This is a genomic window from Amycolatopsis sp. WAC 04182 (assembly GCF_003947465.1).
In the GTDB taxonomy this organism is placed as follows: Bacteria; Actinomycetota; Actinomycetes; order Mycobacteriales; family Pseudonocardiaceae; genus Amycolatopsis.
Window position 1 is genome coordinate 263544 of the sequence record NZ_QHJJ01000003.1, and the last position, 19809, is coordinate 283352.

At 67.6% G+C, this 19809-nt stretch carries 22 protein-coding genes; 9 read left to right on the plus strand and 13 right to left on the minus strand.

Annotation, left to right across the window (positions count from 1 at the left end):
* Window positions 1-3: 3 nt before the first annotated feature.
* The 7 genes from DMH01_RS14965 to DMH01_RS14995 all read right to left on the minus strand — a co-directional run bounded on the left by DMH01_RS14965 (window position 4) and on the right by DMH01_RS14995 (window position 6274).
* Window positions 4-1071, minus strand: a complete 1068-nt coding sequence (locus tag DMH01_RS14965) for a trypsin-like serine protease (RefSeq protein WP_158633219.1) — start codon at window positions 1069-1071, stop codon at window positions 4-6.
* A 208-nt stretch (window positions 1072-1279) separates the two neighbouring features.
* Window positions 1280-1669, minus strand: coding sequence for a hypothetical protein (locus DMH01_RS14970; protein WP_125677172.1), 390 nt, complete (start codon window positions 1667-1669; stop codon window positions 1280-1282).
* Window positions 1666-2556 (minus strand): SAM-dependent methyltransferase, encoded by an 891-nt coding sequence (locus DMH01_RS14975; RefSeq protein ID WP_125677174.1) that lies wholly within the window; start codon window positions 2554-2556, stop codon window positions 1666-1668. Before DMH01_RS14975 ends, DMH01_RS14970 begins: the two co-directional genes overlap by 4 nt.
* Window positions 2540-3445, minus strand: coding sequence for an SAM-dependent methyltransferase (locus DMH01_RS14980; protein ID WP_125677176.1), 906 nt, complete (start codon window positions 3443-3445; stop codon window positions 2540-2542). The genes DMH01_RS14975 and DMH01_RS14980 overlap by 17 nt, the downstream gene beginning before the upstream one ends.
* A gap of 86 nt (window positions 3446-3531) precedes the next feature.
* Window positions 3532-4383: an ABC transporter substrate-binding protein gene (locus DMH01_RS14985; protein WP_158633220.1), complete on the minus strand. Its 852-nt coding sequence runs from the start codon at window positions 4381-4383 to the stop codon at window positions 3532-3534.
* Between the two features lie 249 nt (window positions 4384-4632).
* On the minus strand, window positions 4633-5205 hold the full coding sequence (locus DMH01_RS14990; RefSeq protein ID WP_125677180.1) for a hypothetical protein: 573 nt from the start codon (window positions 5203-5205) through the stop codon (window positions 4633-4635).
* A 124-nt stretch (window positions 5206-5329) separates the two neighbouring features.
* Window positions 5330-6274: an SAM-dependent methyltransferase gene (locus DMH01_RS14995; protein WP_125677182.1), complete on the minus strand. Its 945-nt coding sequence runs from the start codon at window positions 6272-6274 to the stop codon at window positions 5330-5332.
* A gap of 354 nt (window positions 6275-6628) precedes the next feature.
* Between DMH01_RS14995 and DMH01_RS15000 the strand changes: the two genes are divergently transcribed.
* Complete coding sequence (locus DMH01_RS15000; protein ID WP_125677184.1) at window positions 6629-7294, plus strand: HAD family hydrolase; 666 nt, start codon at window positions 6629-6631, stop codon at window positions 7292-7294.
* Here the strand turns inward: DMH01_RS15000 and DMH01_RS15005 are convergent.
* Window positions 7291-8676: a hypothetical protein gene (locus DMH01_RS15005; RefSeq protein WP_125677186.1), complete on the minus strand. Its 1386-nt coding sequence runs from the start codon at window positions 8674-8676 to the stop codon at window positions 7291-7293. The two genes, DMH01_RS15000 and DMH01_RS15005, sit on opposite strands and share 4 nt — an antisense overlap.
* Window positions 8677-9829: 1153 nt before the next feature.
* Here DMH01_RS15005 and DMH01_RS15010 point away from each other — a divergent pair.
* The 6 genes from DMH01_RS15010 to DMH01_RS15035 all read left to right on the plus strand — a co-directional run bounded on the left by DMH01_RS15010 (window position 9830) and on the right by DMH01_RS15035 (window position 14506).
* Window positions 9830-10888: a hypothetical protein gene (locus tag DMH01_RS15010; RefSeq protein WP_125677188.1), complete on the plus strand. Its 1059-nt coding sequence runs from the start codon at window positions 9830-9832 to the stop codon at window positions 10886-10888.
* A gap of 39 nt (window positions 10889-10927) precedes the next feature.
* Window positions 10928-11308 (plus strand): sigma-70 family RNA polymerase sigma factor, encoded by a 381-nt coding sequence (locus tag DMH01_RS15015; RefSeq protein ID WP_125677190.1) that lies wholly within the window; start codon window positions 10928-10930, stop codon window positions 11306-11308.
* A 101-nt stretch (window positions 11309-11409) separates the two neighbouring features.
* Window positions 11410-12216, plus strand: a complete 807-nt coding sequence (locus DMH01_RS15020; protein WP_125677192.1) for a hypothetical protein — start codon at window positions 11410-11412, stop codon at window positions 12214-12216.
* The gene (locus DMH01_RS15025; protein WP_125677194.1) at window positions 12213-12836 is read left to right on the plus strand and encodes a DUF3558 family protein; all 624 of its coding nucleotides are present in this window, start codon (window positions 12213-12215) and stop codon (window positions 12834-12836) included. The genes DMH01_RS15020 and DMH01_RS15025 overlap by 4 nt, the downstream gene beginning before the upstream one ends.
* 87 nt (window positions 12837-12923) lie before the next feature.
* Window positions 12924-13697, plus strand: a complete 774-nt coding sequence (locus tag DMH01_RS15030; RefSeq protein WP_125677196.1) for a hypothetical protein — start codon at window positions 12924-12926, stop codon at window positions 13695-13697.
* A gap of 74 nt (window positions 13698-13771) precedes the next feature.
* Window positions 13772-14506 carry a Scr1 family TA system antitoxin-like transcriptional regulator gene (locus DMH01_RS15035; RefSeq protein WP_125677198.1) on the plus strand — a complete coding sequence of 245 codons (735 nt, stop codon included), beginning with the start codon at window positions 13772-13774 and terminating at the stop codon, window positions 14504-14506.
* 126 nt (window positions 14507-14632) lie between these two features.
* On the opposite strand, the gene DMH01_RS15040 is transcribed toward DMH01_RS15035, so the two are convergent.
* The 5 genes from DMH01_RS15040 to DMH01_RS15060 form a co-directional block, all read right to left on the minus strand.
* Window positions 14633-15082: an SUKH-3 domain-containing protein gene (locus DMH01_RS15040; protein WP_158633221.1), complete on the minus strand. Its 450-nt coding sequence runs from the start codon at window positions 15080-15082 to the stop codon at window positions 14633-14635.
* A gap of 246 nt (window positions 15083-15328) precedes the next feature.
* Window positions 15329-15643: a hypothetical protein gene (locus DMH01_RS15045; protein WP_125677202.1), complete on the minus strand. Its 315-nt coding sequence runs from the start codon at window positions 15641-15643 to the stop codon at window positions 15329-15331.
* 9 nt (window positions 15644-15652) lie between these two features.
* Window positions 15653-16045: a hypothetical protein gene (locus DMH01_RS15050; protein WP_125677204.1), complete on the minus strand. Its 393-nt coding sequence runs from the start codon at window positions 16043-16045 to the stop codon at window positions 15653-15655.
* A gap of 469 nt (window positions 16046-16514) precedes the next feature.
* A complete protein-coding gene (locus DMH01_RS15055) occupies window positions 16515-16715 on the minus strand; it encodes a hypothetical protein (protein ID WP_125677206.1) in 201 nt (66 codons plus the stop codon).
* Between the two features lie 214 nt (window positions 16716-16929).
* Window positions 16930-17394, minus strand: a complete 465-nt coding sequence (locus DMH01_RS15060; RefSeq protein WP_125677208.1) for a hypothetical protein — start codon at window positions 17392-17394, stop codon at window positions 16930-16932.
* Between the two features lie 277 nt (window positions 17395-17671).
* On the opposite strand from DMH01_RS15060, the gene DMH01_RS15065 reads away from it, so the two are divergent.
* Both DMH01_RS15065 and DMH01_RS15070 read left to right on the plus strand, forming a co-directional pair.
* Window positions 17672-18934 carry a hypothetical protein gene (locus DMH01_RS15065; protein WP_125677210.1) on the plus strand — a complete coding sequence of 421 codons (1263 nt, stop codon included), beginning with the start codon at window positions 17672-17674 and terminating at the stop codon, window positions 18932-18934.
* The gene (locus DMH01_RS15070) at window positions 18927-19802 is read left to right on the plus strand and encodes a phosphotransferase enzyme family protein (RefSeq protein ID WP_125677212.1); all 876 of its coding nucleotides are present in this window, start codon (window positions 18927-18929) and stop codon (window positions 19800-19802) included. The genes DMH01_RS15065 and DMH01_RS15070 overlap by 8 nt, the downstream gene beginning before the upstream one ends.
* The last annotated feature ends 7 nt before the right edge of the window (window positions 19803-19809 follow it).

Consider the following 19809-nt stretch of genomic DNA (forward strand, 5'->3'; position numbering starts at 1 on the left):
GTGCTATCCGGCCAAGGTCAGATCCGCCTGCGTGACCTGTGTCTGCGCATCACGCTCGTGCATGGTGCGGATGATCCACAGCAGAAACCGCGGTTCCGCGACCTGCGTGTAGATCGTCGAGGCGACACAGGCCTGCGTGTGCGAGCGCGATCCGAATCCGGTGAGGACCCAGTCCCGCCCGTACCGCTGTAACGCTCCGCCGCCGGAATCACCGGCACACGCGGTGCCTCCACCCGGGGCGGTGCCCAGGCAGATCTCGCCGCGCCCGATTCCCGCTGGGGCGCAGTCGTCCTTCGGGGCGATCGGCACGTCGAGCTGCCGCAGCCACGTCGGTGCCGGCGCACCCCAGTGAGCCGGATCCGGGTCGGTCACGCCCCACCCGATGATCCGGGTTTGCCTGCTCGCCCGGGGATAGGCGAGTTTCGCGGGCTTGACCTGCCATCCCGGGACCGGGTGGTCCAGCTGGATCAGTGCCAGGTCCCAGATGTAGCCGTCGCCATCCGGCATACCCCACTCCCAGTGCTTCGGGAGCGAGATCGACGTGACCCGGCGGACGGCTCCGCCGGAGTGCCGGTTGGTTGACCCGATCCGCAGCGTGTACTGGGACGGGTCCTGCGGTTCCGCCTGCGTACCCACTCCGGCCCGCCGCGGGGGCGGAGCCTGCTGGAACGCCCGCCATGCCAGCTCGCCCGCCCGGTCCACGCGTTGCGGCGCCGGAGGCACGACGGACAGGCAATGCGCTGCCGTGACAACGAACTCGGGGTGGATCAGCGCACCGCTACAGGTGTGCCAGTCCTTCACGCCGTTCTTCAGCAGCTGGATCGACCCGGCGCCGGCGTAGGCCTGTGGGGCCCGTTCGCCGCGGACGATCATCGGCGACACATCGTCGCCTCCGGTGTCGGTGGCGGCCGGGCTGGTGGTGCTGGCGGGTACGGCCGTGGCCGCACCGTGGTTCCCGCCGTCGGCGGCAGCGACCGGCGCGGCGCCGAGGCCGGTGGCGAACAACGCCGCCAGGGTGGCTACGGCGACGCGCAACCCGCCACGGCGGCGGGCTCTCGTGCTTACTTTCACTGTTTCCCTTCTCGGATCGTGCTTCCTGACGCTCCTCGCAGGCATGCGAGGAGCGCGACTGTGGAGCCACCGGATCTCTTCGGTGGCATTGCTGCGACGTCGGCTACCGGGCGCGGCGCTCGCCGCACCTGGCGCGGCCACGGTGGACAGTCCTGTTCGGACGACACGACGCTCCGCACGGGGCAGCCGGTCGGGCCGGGCGGTGGATTCAGCTGTCGCCGGGGCCTGGGGCGGATCGGGCGGCGTCGACGAGCTGCGGGTAGAGGTCCGTCTTGGTGCCGGTGCCGGGGGATTGCGCCATGTAGAACATCGGCACGCCGGTATCACGCCGGAATAGGACGAGCCGGACCGCGCGGTGGGTGGTCACGTCGACGAACAGATGCTCCGAGGCGGAGTGGCGGTGCTCGATCCGGCGACCGAGCAGGCTGGAGAGCCACACTCCGGCGTCCTCGCGGTCCAGCGGGCCGGCGTCGGTGACCTTGCTCAGCTCGAGCGAGGCCACATCGAGCGCGGCGTGGTCGACGAGATCCGCGATCCACGCGGCGTGCGCGAGGTCGGGGTGAGCGGTGTCCTGAACGGTCACGGTCGAGGTCGTCACGACGCGGTCCTCGTCGCGATCGCGCACCACACGGGAAGTTCCGGACCCGCGATGTCGGCAGGTTGCGGGCCGCACCACTGCGACGCCGGCGCGACGCCGGGGGGTTCGAGCTTCCAGCCGGTGTCGAACCAGCTTTCGACCTCAGCCTGCGATCGCGGGGTCAGCTGTGGCTCGGGTGTCAACGCCAGGTGCCCGGCCAGCTCATCGAGCGCGGCGGCCGCCGCGCTCCCCGGAGGCGCGGTGCCAAGGGTGCTCACCCCGATGACGCTGCCGGGAGGGAGCTCCTCGTGGTAGGCGCGCATCAGGCCGCTGACGTCACCAGGCCAGTGCGACGGATCTGCGACCATCGTGAGACACACCGGTGTCGTGAGGTCCAGCGACCAGCCGCCACGCTCATGGATCTGGTGCAGCGGCCGGTGGACTTCGTGGACCGCGGCCTTGACCGCTGCGGCTCGTTCCACTTTGAGCACGGCCAGGGCCGTCTCCTGGTGGCCGAATAGCATGTTTTCGCGAGCCACCAGCACCATGCTGGGGGCACCGACGTAGGCCTTGGCCTGGGTGTAGGGAGTTTTCCTCTCCGGACCGAGAGGCAGCGGGGCGCGCAGGACCACGAACTGGCTGATCCCTCGCTTTTCGGCGGCGAACGCGATGACGTCGTAGAGGAAACGCTGCTGCGCCAGCACACACCAGCGATAACCGGGCACATCGGCGTCGATCCGCTTTGCCAGTTCCCGGTCCGCGACAAAGACTCCATCGGATCGGACACCGAAGGTCTCGTCGAGGAAGAAGCCGTTGACACGGCCGATGGTCGGGTTGTCGGTTTCGGCGTGCAGATCGGGGACGGTCCCGTGCGAGGTCAGGGAGTATGGGTCAGGCGTCGAGGTCATGGCCGGGGTTCCTCGTGTGATCGACGGTGCTGGCAGAGGGACGTGGTCGCGTGCGGGTCGGGCGGCGTGCGATCACCGTGATCAGCTCTGCCGCTGTGTCCGTGGTGGACAGTGACGTAGTGGTGTCCGGCGGCGCCTGGATCTCCACGCCGCTGTACCGGATGAGGTCCCATTCGTGCGGATCGGTGAACATGTCCAGCACTTCGGAAGAGGTGCGCAGGATCAGCGGCGATGGCAGGGAGCTCGTGAACGCGGCCTCCACCGATGAGCGTCCCGAATCCGGGGTCGTGGCCGGGTGCTGTGGGGCTACGTGGGTGACCGACACCCGGCTGTCCGCGGGCAGCACGTCCCACAGGTCAGCGAGCAGTGCCTGCGGATCCCAGGTGTGCTGGAGCGCGGCGGACAGCACAACCCAGATCGGTGCGTCGAGGCTGATCTCTCCGTCCGCGGCGGCCGTGCGCAGGCAGGCGCCGAGCCCGGGATCGGAGGACATCCAGCTGACGTCCGGGTTGTCGCGGTAGGTCGCGACCATCCAGGACCGCACCGCGGCTTCGGCGTCGTCGAGCAGGTACAGCACGCGAGCCCCGCTGTCAGCCGGCAGCACCTCGTGGACGGGTTTCCAGGGTGGGAGGTCAGGGTCGACGACGACGTACTGCCGGTGCGTCCTGGCCGCCAGGGCGAGGACAAGGTCCCGGAACTCGTGTTCGGCCACGATCGTCGCCGGGAAGGTGGGCATGCACTCACGGATCCGCCACGCCGCCTCAAACGCCCCCGGGTCGTCCCTGCGGCCGCCGAGCGCGGCACGGACCGCGGCGCGGGTCACGGTCCACGGTGGACCGTCGGAGATGGACACCGTCGCGGGGACGGAACGGTGTGGGTGCTCAGGCATCGTGGTGCACTTTCGTGGTCGCGGACGTGGTGGTTAGACAGCACGCGTGCGGTGCGGTGCTCTTGGGACAGTGAGCGAGAACGGGTTTACTGGTCCGGCGGGGGCGCGATGACCAGGTCTGACATCCGGACCGGCTGCTTGATCACGCCGAAGCTGTGCATCAGGTCCGCCCAGCGCTGCAGCTGCACCGCGGACGGCGTGAGCGGGAAGATCGGAAGTTTCATCAACTGCGCGTCTCCCGCGTCGACCTTCATCTCCCGCACGGCGAGCCGCTGCGCGATCTCGGGTTTCGACGTCACCTCGGCCGCGGCGCGGCGCAGTGCCCGCTGAAACGCCGCGATCTCCGCCGGGTGCTGTTGTGCCCAGGCGGCCGTGACGACGTAGCTGCCGGTCGGGATCGACTGCTCGAAGCCCCCGCCCTTGATCGGATCGATCAGCGGCTTCAACTTCTGCTTGGTCGCCGGCATGATGTATGGCTCGGGCAGCAGCGCGGCGTCGATCTCCTTGCGGGCGAGCAGGCCTGCCATGTCGGGGAAGTTCGCTCGCGTCCACTGCACGGTCGAGTCGTCGACCTTGTGTGTGGCCATCACGGCGCGGGTGAGCATGTGGCTCACACCGTTGACGCCGTTGTGCGCGATCCGTTTCCCGGCCAGGTCCGCCACCGTCGGGACCGAGCCGTCGTCACGGACCATGATCCACATGGTTTCGGGGCCCGCCATCGCGGCCTGGGCAATGACCCGCAGGTCCAGGCCACCCGTAGCCACGGCCGAGATGATCGCGACATCACCGGCGTAGGCGACATCGGCGTCCCCGGCCTGCAGCTTGACGATGCCGACCTGCCCGCTCTCGGCGGGCACTGGTGTCACGTCGATTCCGGCGGCCCGGAAGTACCCCTGCTCGATCGCCCACCGCAGGGGAGCGGAGTCCAGGATCGTCATCAAGGTCGCCGCCACCTTCGGCCGCGAACCAGAAGATTCTTCGGTGCCGCCGCCGAGAAGCCCGCACGCCGAGGTAGCGAGCAGAAGCGTGGCGACAAGCAGGGAACCAAGCACGGTGGAGAAACGCCGGGGTGCCGAGCGGGGCGATCTCATCATGGGGGTCTCCGTGGGGACGCAGAACGAAGGGGAACGGGGAATGCCACATAAGCGAGCCGGCAGGGGAGAACACCAGCGGCCGTGGTACCAAGCTCAGTGGTGCTGACGCTGCCTGAACGGGGTCCGGCGGCGGTGCTCGTGCCTGGGCAGCAGCAGGCCGCCGAGGCCGTCAAGACAGGCGCTGCGCGGCTGCAGACTCGGCGAGCGCAGCTGATCGCGGTGAAGTCCGGCTTCGGAGAGAATCATCCAGAGCACCGCGGCGCGGGGATCGGCCGTATCCCCGTCCTGGTGCGCCGATGCGAGCATGCGATGCCACAGGAAGGTAGCCTCGGGGTCCATAGCCCAACCTCGGAACAGAACTTTGCGAGCCGAGTTCGCGCGCTGCAGTGCCGTCCAGGCCACCGTGTACGCCGGGCCCTCGAGTTCGGCGAGCATGTCGTCGATAGGCAGAACTCTCGACAGAGTTGCGCGGACGGCGAGGCCGCACGGCTCAGCCAGCCGGGCGACCGCCTGGCCGTCGGCGACGGCCAGCCGCCCACCTTGGATCGTCACCGCGCGCTCGAGGAAGAGGTCGGCGGCCAGCGCGACCGCGATCGCACGTCTGTCCCGGTGAACCTGACGTGTGAACACGTGATCGCGCCGGTCTTCGCCGACCGCCGACAGCACCAGCGCCGGCAGAGACGTCGGACCCTCATACGCTAGAAGCGCAGCGGAATCTGTTGTGTGCACAGTGTTCCTCCCCTACAGGTGCGAGAGCCAGTCGGGGCGGCTCTCTCCGAATTGCGGGTGACTACGCGAGCGGCCAGGGCCGCCCCTTGTGCGCGACGCCGCCGAGGTTGAAACGATCGGTGGCGACCCGCTCACGGAACGGGCCGGGCGGATACCACTCCGGGCACGGCACAGGCACGCGGTCGTTCGTCAGCGCGTGAGGAACAACCAGCGGGAGATCGGCGAACAAGGCCTCGATGTCCTTCTGTGGAAGGAAAGGGCGAGTCCCGAGACCTCGCGCCTTCAGTTCGTTGCCCGCCCGCCGCGCCGCCTCGGCGTCATCAGAGTCCTCAGGCGCACACAGATGCGTCAGTGCCAGGAACGAACCATCCTGAAGTGTGTCGCTCAAACCTGCGGTGATGTCCTGCGCAGTCCACCTCGTGCCGTCAGGAACGAACGGCAGAGTTCCACACTGCAGCACCGCCACCGGCTGCTCGGCATAGAGCGGGAGATGCATGTCATGCAGTCGGCGGAGCAAGTCAGGATCGTAAATGTCGGCCTGGACAACCCGGACCACGGAAGTGCCCGAATTGACGGACGTGTCGTACTCCGAGAGCGCGTGACTGAAGATCACCGGCTCCGATTCAACGTAAATTACGACCGCATCGGAGTTCGCCCGCTGAATACGCTTATGCAGCGGATCCCCGTCCACAGCCCACTGGTCGGCTCCACAGACGACGAACGTTCTGACCTGCGTGCGCCGGAGCAGCATCTCGCAGACCCGAATCTGAAACCGGCGGTCCTCCTTGAACAGGCGCCTCGCCGTGGCCGCTCCGCCCGGCAACGCCGCACTGACCGCGCGTGCGACCTGCCGGTCCTCCTCGTAGTGGTCCTTGCCGCCGACCAGCGCGTCGATCAACCGAACACGGCTGGGACCCTGCAGAAGCGCCAAGTACTCAGAAGGCATCAACTGCGGTGTACAGCTTGGTTCCCCTGGGATCTCTTCAATTGGTGCGTTGGCTTTCACGACTGGATCACTAGCGGTTCCGATCCGGATGGAACATGCTCGACGTCGTAATGCGGCGCGCGGTGTGCCGACCGGCAGACCTGGCGAGTCGTCGCCGTCAGGCGTCGAGGTCTAAAGGTGTGGGCTTTCTCTGCTGGCTGTAACACGCCAGTAGTTGACCACCGCGAGGATCGGCTTTATAAGGTGGTACGGGGGGTGTGTAGGGGGTGTGCAGAGGGTGTGAGCGGTTCAATCGTGATTGGACCAGGGAGGCGGTGACCGCTGGCAAGTCCAGCGGGGGCGAACCGTATCCTGAGTTGGCAGACTGTCAAAGTGCCCAGGCAAGGGTACGAAGTGGAGGGAACAACACCGCCAATGCGGATCAACACGGTGTTCTTCGACGTGGGGGAAGTACTAATCGACGAAGCCCGGGAGTATGGAACCTGGGCGGACTGGCTTGGCGTCTCCCGGCACACGTTCTCAGGCGTGTTTGGGTCTATCATCGCCCAAGGGCGAGACTATCGGGAAACCTTTCAGGTATTCAGGCCCGGCTTTGACCTCGCTGAAGAACGAGAAAAACGCGCAGCTGCGGGCCAGCCTGAATGGTTTGGAGAGGATGACCTCTATCCAGATGTCCGGCCGTGCCTCGCTCGGTTGCGTGAACTGGGCCTAACGGTGGGAATCTCAGGCAACCAGACGGCTCGTGCTGAAGGCCTGTTGCGTGGTCTTGATCTACCACACGACATCCTTGGCACTTCAGACACGTGGGGTGTTGAGAAGCCGTCGACAAACTTCTTCACACGCGTCGTCGCCGAGGCAGGGGTTTCAGCAGAGCAGATTCTTTACGTCGGTGACAGGCTCGATAACGATGTTGCTCCGGCGCAGGAGGTCGGAATGAAGACAGCTGTAATCCGACGCGGGATCTGGGGTCATGTCCTCCGAGACCCGGAGTCACCGATTGAGAAGGCATGTGTCTTCACACTCGATTCGCTGGCTGAGCTTCCCAACCTCGTGCAGGCCTACAACGCCGACGAGGGTTAGGGTTCGATCGCGCGTTGGGTCCGTAGGAGTTCGTGCGTGCGATCAACCAACATACCTCCCGTCGGTGCGGTCGACAGCGCGGCGTGTACACGAGGGAGCCGCGCCACGGCCATCCGATAGGGTGCCTGCTCCAACTGGTCACAGGCCTTAATAGCGAGCTCAACGGCGTGTTCGGGCGATTCGGCAGCGTGGGCGGCGGCAAGATCCAGCAGCAGTACCGAGCGCTGCTTGCCGCTGCCCGCGCCAAGACTCTCCAGAGACTGCTGCAGCCAGGCGATAGCTTCGTCGAAGCGGCCGGCCAGGAGTGCCGTGTTTCCGGCGAATCCCGCGAAGCGTGAGCTGTCGAAGAAGTCCATCCACAGCGGTGCCGTGCCATCGGACTTGGCGAGATAGTCCTCAGCCTGCTTGAGGTGACGACGACTCTCGGTCACCTGTTCATTGCGGGCGTAGATCTCTGCGGAGACACAATGCAGCCACGCGCGGACCAAGGGGTGGTGGCCTGAGTTCCGCCACTGGCGTTCGGCGGCTACGAGGAAGGGGCGCGCATCGGCCAACCTCTCGTCGAAGCCTGGCACAAACGCCTGGTGAGCGGCCACGGCAACGGCTAACGAGTGGTCTTTGGCGTGGGCAACACCGGCCTCGGCCGTCCTGAAGGCGTTCAGGGCCTGCCTTTCGAAGCCATCGAGATCGAAGAACGCCAGTCGCGCTACGAGCAGCGCGCACTCTGCAACTGCGGCCGCCAAAACAGGCTCGTCACCTTGGGCTGCGCCCAGCATCTCGCTACCGAGAGCCATATGTGCTTGCGCTGCGTGAAGGAGCATTCTCGACTGGGAAGTCCAGTACAGCGTGCGTTGATGCGCGACAACCTGGGCATAGGCGGCGACCGCCTTGGGGTCTGTGCCCGTTGCTCGTCGGCGATGGTCGACCGACAGCACCTCGTCCTGATCGACGTCAAGTGGAACGCCTGCTGCTTGGAGAGCTGACCGCCAGGTCTCATCGGCACCGCCTGCCAACACCGGTACGACCTCCCTTGCTGTAAACCTCCCTAGTAGGTTCACCATGCCAGATGCGGGGGCGATGTCGTACGGCCGGGGATCGGCCGGCCGGAGTGCCAGCTCCTCGTCGGTGAGGAGGCCAAGCGCTGAGGCGCTCTTGTTGAGGACCATGCAGAGGTGCTTGGCAAAAAACTTGCTAGTGCCGTTACGGGTTTCCCAGGATTTGACCATCTGCTCGGTGACTTCGCGATATCCAACGAGCTCTTGATCCCCTTCGGAAGCGATGCTGCGATTCAACTGGCGCGCAAGTTCGCTCCGACTCCATCCACGATCCACTCGATACCATTGCAGCCGCGGGTTCTGTTTGAGTTCCCGTTGACCTGCCACGAAGTGCCCCCTGATCCATACTTGTCCGGTCACTCGCCTCGAATGGCGTCGCATGTTGCTGCGGTCGTTGTAAGCCGTTGGTGAAGTTGCACTGGCCGCCGCCCGCACCTGTGGTCACAGACTATCGGAGAGCTCCTCCTTGATGTGCTGAGAGCTGTGCACGACACCTAAAAGGAGTCTCCGGGGTGCAATGAGCGAGTCCTTAACTGCAGCATCCGTTACAGGCGGTGGCACTGGAAACCAGGTTCAGGGATGTGCAGCTCGTGGAGCGCTCGACCCACTCACACCCCCTGTGCACCCCGTGCACACCCTCTATGCCACCTTATAAAGCCGCTACAGGAAGTGGTCAACTACTGGGCGTGTCACAGCCCGCAAAGCACAATGCGAATTACTGCCCCCGCTCCTTTCCCAGGATCGCTCGTGCGCCTACCGTCGGGGGCCGCCTGCGTAAAGTTGTGGCTCGCCCCCTGCTGGCAGGCCAGGTGAAGCGCTTCTAGCTCGTGACGTTGAACCTGCTGGGAGTTGAAGACATAGATCACGCTCGTCAGCGGTTAGCCTCCCCTGCGTTCCCTGCAGGTAGTCGAGATCTCCTCGGTACCCGCCGGCAGTACGAGCAGCACCAAACGGCGACGGCAAAGCTGGTCCACACAATCGACGCCGGGGTCCGCTTGGAGCGCAGTCTCCTGGTTCCGTTGTGTCTACCCGAAGCCGTGCGCGCGGAGTACCTCTACACGGCAAGTCGTGCTGCACCGAGTTATGCCGCCACATCACGCCCGGTCAACTGTCCAATGTGTCTGGAGAAAGCTGCGCAAGCCGAGACAACCTGGATTCCGGTCATCCCGACGGCAGACTCAACGCCGCCGGATTCCCGGATCTGGTGGTCATCGGTACGAGGAGATCGTCCGCTGCTGGATTTTCTACGGGATCCGGAGGGGTACAAGCTGGCCCGTTCCCACCGGACCGCGGCCGGGCTCTTGGCGGCTTTGGTGGCGCGGGCGCCGGTTACTGAGGTGATCAGTGTTAGGGGCGATGTGCTGTCGCACAGCGGAAAGCTGGTCGAGCCCGGTTCCGGGAAGGACGTCACGGTGCTTATCCGCCGTGTGATGGCAGGCGTTGGCGCTTGTAGAGGGGATTCGGTGTGCGCGGAGGTGTTGTGCGGTCCGGTCAGGTCCGGTTCCTGAGTTACAACCTGTTCAACTACGGCGACGACCTTGAGCAGGCTGAGCTTGCCCACAAGGTTATCCGCCAGCAGCGTGAGGATGCCGCCAAGGTAGGTGATGCGCTGGTAGTCGCCGTTCAGGAGCTGTTTGCCGGGGACCGGGCGGTTGGGGTCGGCGGCACGCGGTGGTGTCGTCGGTGGTGGCCGGGGGCCGGTGGGCGGAGTAAGGCAGGTCGCGCGGGGAGGCGGCTGCGGACGCTGGCCGAGGCGACAGGTTTGCGGTGTGAGTATCAGCGGAATCGGCCGGCCGTCGGGGTGGGTAATCAGCGTTATCACCCGGGTTTGTTGTGGTCGGATGAGCTGAGCCCGGCGGGCGGGTTCGCTGTGGTGGCCGGTCAGGCGCTGTGGCATGCGTATGTGCAGCTGGACCTGGATGTCGGGGTGCGGGAGCCGGTGGCGCACGGGTCGTTCCATGCGCGGCCGCATGGGTTGCGTCAGCGTGCTGACGAGTGCGAGGTGGTGGTGAAGCGGGTGTACCGGCTGCCTCGCCGTCGGGCGACGCTGGTTGGGCTGGACCGGAACGGTGTGCCGGCGGATCTGCCGGGCTGGCCGCCACAGGCCTCGCGCGCGACGTCGTGGCCGGAGTACGACCACGATCCGTATCGCGTTCGGCATGGTGAACCGTGCCGAACTGTGGACTGGCATCCGGAGTTCACCTTCCAGTGCCGGACCTGGGTAAACGCTGACGGGACGCGGGGCTGGGAGGCGGACCGGACGGCGGGTCGGGTGCTGTGTGATGGCGGCCTGGTGGACGCGGCCGCGGCCCTCAATGTCACGTGGGCGGCGACCGTCGGGCATTGGCCCGGGGACCAGGCGTGTGGGCCGCGCCGGCTCGACAGCGTGATCGTCACCCCTGAGGTCGTGCCCGCGCTGGTGTCGTGCGAGGTCATCTCGGGCGCGCTGGCGAAGAAGGCGTCGGATCACCTGCCGGCCATCGCCCGGTATGCGCCTGCGGCGATCACTATGTCCGTCAGCGAGCGTGCTGGTGGATAGCGGTCACGTGTGCGGACGCGGTGCCGGGGGAGCGGCGTGATGCCGGGCCTCGAGGCGGTCGCGACGCGGATGCCTGGGCAGCGCAGCAGCTTGAGTGCCCGGTCGGTGTGGTGGCCGACGATCGGTGAGTGCGTCATCGAGGCTCACGGCGACGACGTCCCGGACGCCGACTGGTCGGGGCCGGGGGAGAGCGGCGGGGCGTTCGTGCGGTGGATACCGCGCTGTGAGCGGTCGCCGGATCGCTTGTGGACGGTGTTGGAGTGGCGAGCACACGGGATGCCGGTGGTCGATATCGCGGTCCTGATCGGTGTGCCGGAGGCACGCGTGCGGTCGTGGTTGACCCGGAACGCACGTGAGGCACGGAAAGAACGATTGACGGCCGCGCTGATGCCGCGGTCGATGAGGGGAGAGACGACATGACGGACACCGAGCTACGGCTACGGACCGCGACAGCGAACGTGAAACGGGCGGGATACAAACGCCGGACGAGGTTTCACGATCACGACAAGCTGGCGGCGACCTTGTGCTCGCTGAAGAAAGCACCGCACGCGCTGTACTTGTCTGAGTGCACCCATTACACCGGCACACCTCACGATCCGGATCCGCTCGAGGAGGTCCTCAAGCTGCTCGGCTCGTTGTGGACGACCCTGGGGCCTGATGGCCGGAAGTTCGGCGAAGTGCCCTACCGTGCCTGGATTTCCACGGTGCCGGGATCGGTGAACGTCCCCGGATTGTTTGTTGACCCCCGTGTCGTCCAGCCGCGCGCCTGGTATGGGCTCGCTGGCAGGCGGACTCAGCTGGCCAACACCCTCAGCGCCACCATCAACGGTCACCCGTTCCGGTTGAGGTGCGTGCACTGGAATGGATCGCGCGGTCCGAGCGGCCTGACCGAGCAGGCGGATCAGGACGGTCAGGTCGCGTCGGAGAACGCGCTGTACGCCGGCGACTTCAACACAACCAGCTCCGCTCAAGGCGAGACGGTCTATGAGAACTGGGGGGCGCTCTGCGACCGGGTGGGCCGTCCGTGGATGCGCAGCCAGAAAGGCATCCGCCTCGCGGACGGCACCTGGGTCACGCACACCGGGATGGACCGGTTCCTGGAGCATGGGTGGTGGGACGCGGGCCAGGTCGCCGGTGACTTCACGCCGACCACGACCGACCCGGAGACGGCGTTGCGGATCGATCGCATCGTGCTGTCGAAGCGGTCACCGGCCCGTTTCGACCCCGACACCTACGCCGTCCACAAGCATCCGCTCCTCGGCAAAGGCGCGAAACCGAACGATCACCTGATGGTCAGCGCGGACGTCATCGTCGAGGCGGCGGCATGACCCGGCTGGCGAGGTCGGCGGCTGGGCCGAGCACGGTGCTGCTGATCGCGACGGTCGTGGCCGGATGCAGCCCAGCTCCGGTGAGCCCGCCGCCGTCACCGACGACGACGCGGACGATCGGGCTGGCGACCCGGGTCCCGCCCTACGCGGGGGCGCCCGCGGTGCGTGACCCGCTCCCGTTCACCGTGTTGTCCGGTCATCCGTGCGCGACCGCCCTCACCCCGGCCCAGGTCAAGCAGATCCTGGGGATCGAGGCCACCGGCAAGCCCGACCGGAACGAACCTGCTGGGCCGACCTGCCTGTGGGAGAACCCGGTGACCGCGCGGATGGTCAGAGTGGGCTACGCGACGACCCATCGGCAGGGCCTCAGCGCGATCTATCCGGCCCCGGGCCCAGACGAGGGCCGGGTGTGGCGGGAGCTGATGGTGGGCGGGTATCCGGCGGTGGCCACGGCTGAGGATCCGGAGTGGTACTGCACGGTCATGGTCGGCCTGGCCGACGATGCTGCGGTCGGGGTCGCGCTGATCGGCCGTGTCGGCGACACCCGCGATGTGTGCGCGGCGACCGGGCAGTCCGCCGATCTGGTCGTCACGACGTTGAGGAAGCAGGTCGGACGGTGACGACGCCGATGCCATCAGAAGCCACGTGGCGCGACCGGACTGGCCCGCCGCCGTCGGTGATGACCGACCATCCCGGGTGGTGGCTGGATGACCAGGGGGCGCCTGCGGCGGCTGCTGCGGTCGTCGGACGCGGTGTGGCCGGTCATCGCCACACCGTCCCGGGACGGCGGCCATCAGATCGACCTCGAACTCGTCGGCGGGCGGCCAGGCACCGACCCGTCGGTCGACGTCGTGGACCCGGCCGCGCTCGCCGACACCGAGACAGATCTGCGCGCGGTTCTGCTCGAGGCGGGGACGGTGGCTCGGGTCCGGTCCGGTGACCTGTGGGACGCGCTGGTCGGCGCGATCCTGCGGTGCACCACACCGGCCGAACGCGCCCGCGCGGTGTACCGGGACACGGCGACGGGATTCGGGACGAGCTATGACACACCAGTGGGCAGGGCGAGTCTTTTTCCCTCACCCCAACTGGTTCTCCAGTTGTCGGCGGACGTGTTCGAGGTGTACGGGCTCAGCCATGTCCGCGATCGCCTGCGCACCGCGGCGTGGGTCGCCCGCGAGCTGGAGTCCCGGTGGCGGACCGTGCCGTCGGATCAGCTCGCCACGGTGCTCGCGGCGGTGCCGCGGCTCGGATCGCTGATCGCCGGTGCTGCGGTCGCGGACCTCAGCGGCGACTTCCGCTGCCTCGAGCCCGGTGACGTCCTGGTCCGCCGCCGGGTCCGTGCGCTGGTTCGTGCGGCGTCCTGGCCCGACGATCCGCGGGAGTTCGGCATCCGGTGGCAGGAGATGACCGGGATCGAACGATCGGCCTGGACCGTGCTGGTCCTCGCCGCCGACGCTCGACACACAGTGCAGGTGCCGTGACCCCACCTCCTCGTATGAGCCCACCGGCGAGACGAACCAGTAAGCGCCAGAATCCGCCCACGAACGGAGACGACGTGACCACGAGAGACACACTCGACCGCATTCGTGCCGACGCGGTCGCGTTATGCCGGGCTGAAGAAACCGCGGTGTCGATCCGCTCCTACGGCGGGCTGGAGTTCCCCGATCTGTTGATGGACGGCGCCTACGCCGAGCAGATGTGGTCGATGCGGACAGCGTTCCAGCCGTTGCCCGCGATCGCGGGTGCGCTCCTGCAACCGCGGCGCATGGCCGTGCTGCGCCGTGATCCTCCGGCCGAGGCGTCCTTTGTGGTCAACGAGAGCGCGCTGACGGTGCTGGAGTACGGGCGAGGCGATCCTCGTGTCGCGACCGCTCAACTGCGCTGGCTGGCAGACCGCATCGACGAGCGGGCCTGCACAGTGCGGGTCCTGCACTTCGGAGCGCGGCTGGCGCTGACGCCGGACCCCGCATTCGGGCCAGTCCTAGGGGGCACGCCGGGACCCGCGTTCACGATCGTGACCGACGCCGACGGCCGGGAGACGGTGTTCGCGGACGCGCCGACTCCCAGCCGGATCCAGATCGTCCGCGACGAGATACCTGATGTCCGCGGAGTCGCCTACTACACGCGGCGGTTCGCCGAGCTGAGCGACGCCAGTCTCGACCGCAACGGCAGCCGGGAGCGGATCCGCGACGCGATCCGACGACGTGAGGAACTGGCCGCCCTTGCCCCATCGGATGGTGACAATTCGACCGGCGCCGTAGGTACCGGCGGCACGAGACGGTCTCGGTGACGTGGTCGCTCACAGCCGTGACGAGCGCGTACCGGGCTCGGGCCGGGCCGCGGTCTCCTCCCGGACAAAACCCGCGCAGGAGTGCGTATCCACCCACCGCCTCCAGCACGCGATAGCCCGGCACGGTCATGAAGGTTCTGGAATCACCTCAGGTGCGACACCGAGAATCAGGTTCTCCAGGGCGGCATCACCGGTACCGAAGCTCGCTACCCAGGTTTCCACGAGGACGATCTCAGCGTGCTCCGAGATTCCCAGGAAGTAGCGACCGCGATCGAGTTCGCCGATCGGGAAGAGGTTCATGCCGAGATGGGTGCCCCAGTCGGCGAACCTGTCCGTCTCCGACTCGACGTCACCAGGGTTGAGCTCGAAGGGCTCTCGGGCTCGCGAGACGCCACCGCCGCCAAGGTTCACCCGCAAGCCGCCGAACTCGGTAAGGAATCGTTCAGCGGCCTCATGCATGTGCACCAGTCCGTCAGCTTCCAGCGTGCGCCGCCAGGCAGTGGTATCAACACGCCTCCCTGGTTCCCAGCCAGAAGACCGAAGCACGTGTTCGACCTCTGCCGAGAACCTGGTCATTCGCCAGCCCCACATCACACCCCGATCGGAACGTTCACCCTATCCGGTAGGCGGACTTCCTTCGGCGAGGTAGGTCTCTCACCGTCAAGGATAACGCCGACCACCGCATTAAGAGCAGAACGTCAACGGCCACCGTGCGCTCGTTCAGGCCCTTGTCCGCTGGCGCACCATTGGACACAGGCAAAGAGGAAACCGAGGCGTGCTTAATGGCCGTCGAGGTGCTCCGCCTGTCCGGTTGGGCCCGGCTCAGCTGGTGGGGCGCAGTGCGTGTCGGCCGGTGGCTTCAGCGATGTTGCTAAGGTCGGTGAGCAGGACATTGAGCTTGAGCGGGAGCTGACACCGGGTCCGGCGCCGCCATCGAGGGCGAGGACATGCTTCGCAGTCGCCGTTGGTATCGATCTGGTGCTGATCCAGCAAGGCCCGCAGCGCGCCGGTCAGCAGCAGCACTGCCTGCGCCAGTTGTTGCGGGGACGTGCTATTGGCGTGGTGCGCGGCATGGTCGTAGCTGTCGAGACGCGTCATCACCTCGTCGGTGAACGTCTGAGCGAGGACGTATGTCACGGCTTCTCCTTATGTGGAAGACGATGTCGTCGCTGACCGCGAACGCAACGGCATCACCGGTTGCGTATCCATGGTGGTGGAGCGTTGCGCGGGAATGACCGGCTCGTAGGTGTCCGGGTCGGCTGATATGAGGACCAGAGGGCCGAATCTCGTCGCGGCGGTGGGGGCGCATTCTCCGATCCGGTCGGGTTCGCGGCGGCCTGGTGGCTGGTGGGGAAGCTCGGTGACCGTGGCTGCGGTCATGGTGCGCCACCGTGCCCCGAAGGCGACGGGAAAGGTCGTCTGGGAGAGCCGGGAGTGTTGGTAGGGCATGACTTTGCCGGTGATGGTGTGCCCGTCGATGACGGCCGTGACGATCGTGCCGATCCACGGCAGTGCCGGAACCGCTCCGAGCGGGCTCACGAGGGCGGTCCGGGTTCTGGATTGGTCGTGGGCACGTGTTTGGGGCCTTTCGTGGGCAGTTGGTGAAGCTTCGCGAGCACGCGTTCCATAACGGCGAGGTCAGGGCTCGGCAGTGGCCGGTGCACCGGTCGTGCGGCGGCGAATGGGACCACGGGCCGCGCCAGCCGCAAGGGCAGCGGGCGGTAGGGGAGCAGATCGGCGGCGAGCACGGCGACGGCAGACGCACTGTCGTCGGGTCAGGCGCACGGTCCAGGCCGTGACGTCGCACTCCGGCTCGGTGTCCGCCAGTCCCCAGGTGTGGTGGTCGCGGGCGCAGTCGCCGCAGCGGACGGGATCCGGGTGCACGGCGCTGTGGCCTAGCGGCCGGGCAGGAGGAGGCGCGGGACGTCCAGGGTGAGGACGTTGCGGTGGGCCAGACGGTCCGCGGCCAGTTGCGTGAGCCGCGCCCCCCGGGACGGTCGTGTCGTGATCATCGGGGGGCGTCCTGGTCGGATGCGGCGCGGCGGGCCTCGGCGACCTGTGACTGCCACATGACGAACCCGTGGTCGCATTGGTAGCCGGCCTGGTTCCAGGCCCAGGTGTCGCAGCAGTGGCCTCCGACGGCGAAGGACACACCACGCTTGACGACGAGCACGGCGGTGGTGGGTGGGACTGCGGTTGGGTGTGTCACGGGGATCAGCTCCTCGAAGGGCCGTGAACGTGGCATGGGGGTTGGTGCTCCGCGCCGGGGCGGGAAGGCGCCGGACAGTGGCGGCCGCCTGCGCTGCGGGCGTCGGGGGTCGCCCGGGCAGCGAGCTGGTCACGGCGCGCACGGCGCGGAGCACCTGGTCGTGGTGACATTCGAGTTCGAGAGGGTCGTCGTGCTGCAGCGGGCGAGCCGGGTCTCAACCCGTGCTCTCCGGCGGTCCGCAGAGGGAGGGCCGCGCGGTGGCTGGTGCGGCCGGTGCTTCCTCGGATGTGAGGGGGAGGGTTTCCAGGACGCGGTCGACGGCGCTTCGCGAGCCGGGGAAGCTGTCGCGCAGATGACGCCACCGCACTCCTCGGACTTCCGGGGCCCGCATGCGCAGATCCGTGCGGTGGGCGACCCTGGCCATCACCAGTGTTCCGGCCTGTGCTACGCCGTGCGCTGTCTGGCTGGTGGCCCCGAGCCGGCGTACCGGGGTTCGGGGGAAACCCCAATCCGACAGAAGCCACGTGGTGGCGTGCTCGAGTGAACCCTCCGGTACGTGGGCGACCGAGGGCAATTGCCATTCCGGTTCCTGGAATGGCGGTGTCAGGGTGCATTGCAGGACGTCGTCCTGGTGAATAATGGCCACCAGGAGGCAGGTGTTTGCGCTGTCGGAGGTCACGCTGTTCCTCGCGTTGTCGTCTCTTCCCGGATCCAGCGTCGAAAATTGACCGGAATCCGTTGGTGCCGGCCGGAAAACTAGTGCGTTCCGCGGGTCTCGGCCGTGTTCTGAGCGTGCCTCGCATGCGCCTGCCGTGGAACCCCGTGGCGTTGCAGCCACTTGCAACGCACTGCAATGCGCGTTGCAGCCCTATTGCAGTTCACGATGCCGGGCGGCACAGTGGAGCGGGATAGGGAGGGTGTGGACAATGAATTTCCGGTGGACGGCGCAATCGGCGATGGCTCTCAAAACGGCGCTGAACCTGAACCTGGTGTCTTTTGCCGAGCATCTCGGACTGAGCCCCAGCACCGTCAACCACTGGAGCGCCCCCGGAACCTCGGTCACACCGGGCAGCGAAGCGCAAGAGCTGTTGACCGTGGCCCTGAACCAGGCCACCGGCGAGGCGAAGAACCGGTTCTGGGCCACCGTGGCCACCGGACCCGGCGACCCGGCCGGCGCTCCCGAGCGGCTCGATCTGGGCGGTCAGATCCGGGACGGCGCGAAGCTGTCGATGACGATGGCCGACGAGGCCGCCCAGCTGGCCTCCAGCGACGAACAGCTGAGCTACCTGCGCGACGAGCTGTGCAGGATCGCCGTCGCCTATGTCCACACGCCACTGTCCACCGTGGTCGACGACCTCCGCGACGCGCAGAAAACGCTGGCGGCCATCACCCAGACCGCGCACCGCCCGCGCAGCGCACACGAAGCGACCGTCCTGTCCGGAGTGCTGTGCCTGCTGCTCGCGCACGCCAGCCAGAACGCGGGCGACCAGAAAGCGGCACTGCAGCAGCTGCGGTCGGCGAGCACCTTCGCGAACGTCGCGGGCAGTGACGCGCTGCGGGCCTGGGCGCTGGGCTCCGCGGCACTCATGCTCGAGTGGTCCTCGCGCCCCGGGGAAGCCGCCGCACGAGCCCGCGAAGGCCTCCGGTACCCCGTCAGCGCGCAATCGCACCAGCGGCTGCTGGCGATCGCCGCCAGGTCAGCCGCACGAGCCGGGGACACCCCGGCCGCACGCGACGCGCTCGCCAGCCTCCGCGACCTGGACCCGGCACCCGCCGCCCGGGACGACGTCGTCGACTTCGGCGGGCTGCTCAGCTTCCCGGCGCCGAAGCTGACCTACTACCAAGGAGGGGCCCTGACGCTGCTCGCCGACTACGAGCTCGCCGAACGTCACTCGGTGACCGCGATCAACGGCTACGAAACCGGCCCCTTGGAGGAGCGCTCCTACGGCGACGAAGCGCTCGCCCGGCTGGACGTGACCCGGGCCCGGCTCGGCCAGGGCGACGTCACCGGCGCTCTCGCCGCCGTCGAGCCCGTCCTCACCCTGGACCCGCAGCTGCGGATCCGGCAGATCGACACCGCCATCGGAGGCCTGCGCACGGACGCACACGCCCTCGCCGCGCGTCATCACGGTGACGCCGCCGAGCTCACCGACCGCCTCACCGGCTACCTGACCGCCGCCCGGCAGGGGCCCCGAGCACTACCATCGGCTCGTGCCTGATCACCCGGACACCGCCGCCCTCGTCCAAGCCTGTCGCGAAGCGGGCCTTAATCCCGGTGACGCGGTCCTGCTGCGGCGGCACGCCACCACCGTCTACCACATCCCCGGCCCCGGCCAGGGCCTGATCGCCAAGATCGCACACACCGCCCGGACCAGCGCGGAGCGCGCCATCCACCTCACCCGCTGGCTCCGCACCCACGACTTCCCCTGCACCGAACCAGCCGACGTCAGCCAGCCGATCGACGCCGGCGACTTCGTCGTCACCTTCTGGAAGCACTACGACCAAACCCAGCGAGACCTGCCCGGCGCCGCGCACCTCGGAACGCTGCTCCGCACGCTGCACGCCCTGCCCGCGCCGCCCATCGACCTGCCCGCGGCCGCGCCGCTACGACACTTCGCGGACCTCGTGACCTCCTCGGCCGCATTGTCCAGCGACGACAAAGCCTGGCTCGTGGCCGAACGCCGTCGCCTGCTCGCCGAGTACGCCGACCTCGACTTCCCACTCGGCGTCGGGATGCTGCACGGAGACGCCTACCCCGGCAACACCCTCTGGGACGGGAGCACCGCACTGCTCGGTGACTGGGACGAACCGGCCGTCGGCCCCCGCGAACTCGACCTCGCGCCCACCGTGCAGGGCGGGATCAGGTTCGGGCGCAGCACCGCCGAGCTCGACGCCTTCACCGCCGCCTACGGCTACGACCCCCGCGACTGGTCCGGCATGGCCACGCTGACCGGCCTGCGGGACCTGCACACCCTCGGCTCCTTCATCCGCCGCGCCCAGCACAGCGACACCGACGCCGTCAACGAACTCGACACCCGGATCGCGTCCCTGCGCCGGCGTGACAATTCCAGCTGGCGCGCCGCCTAGACCGGCG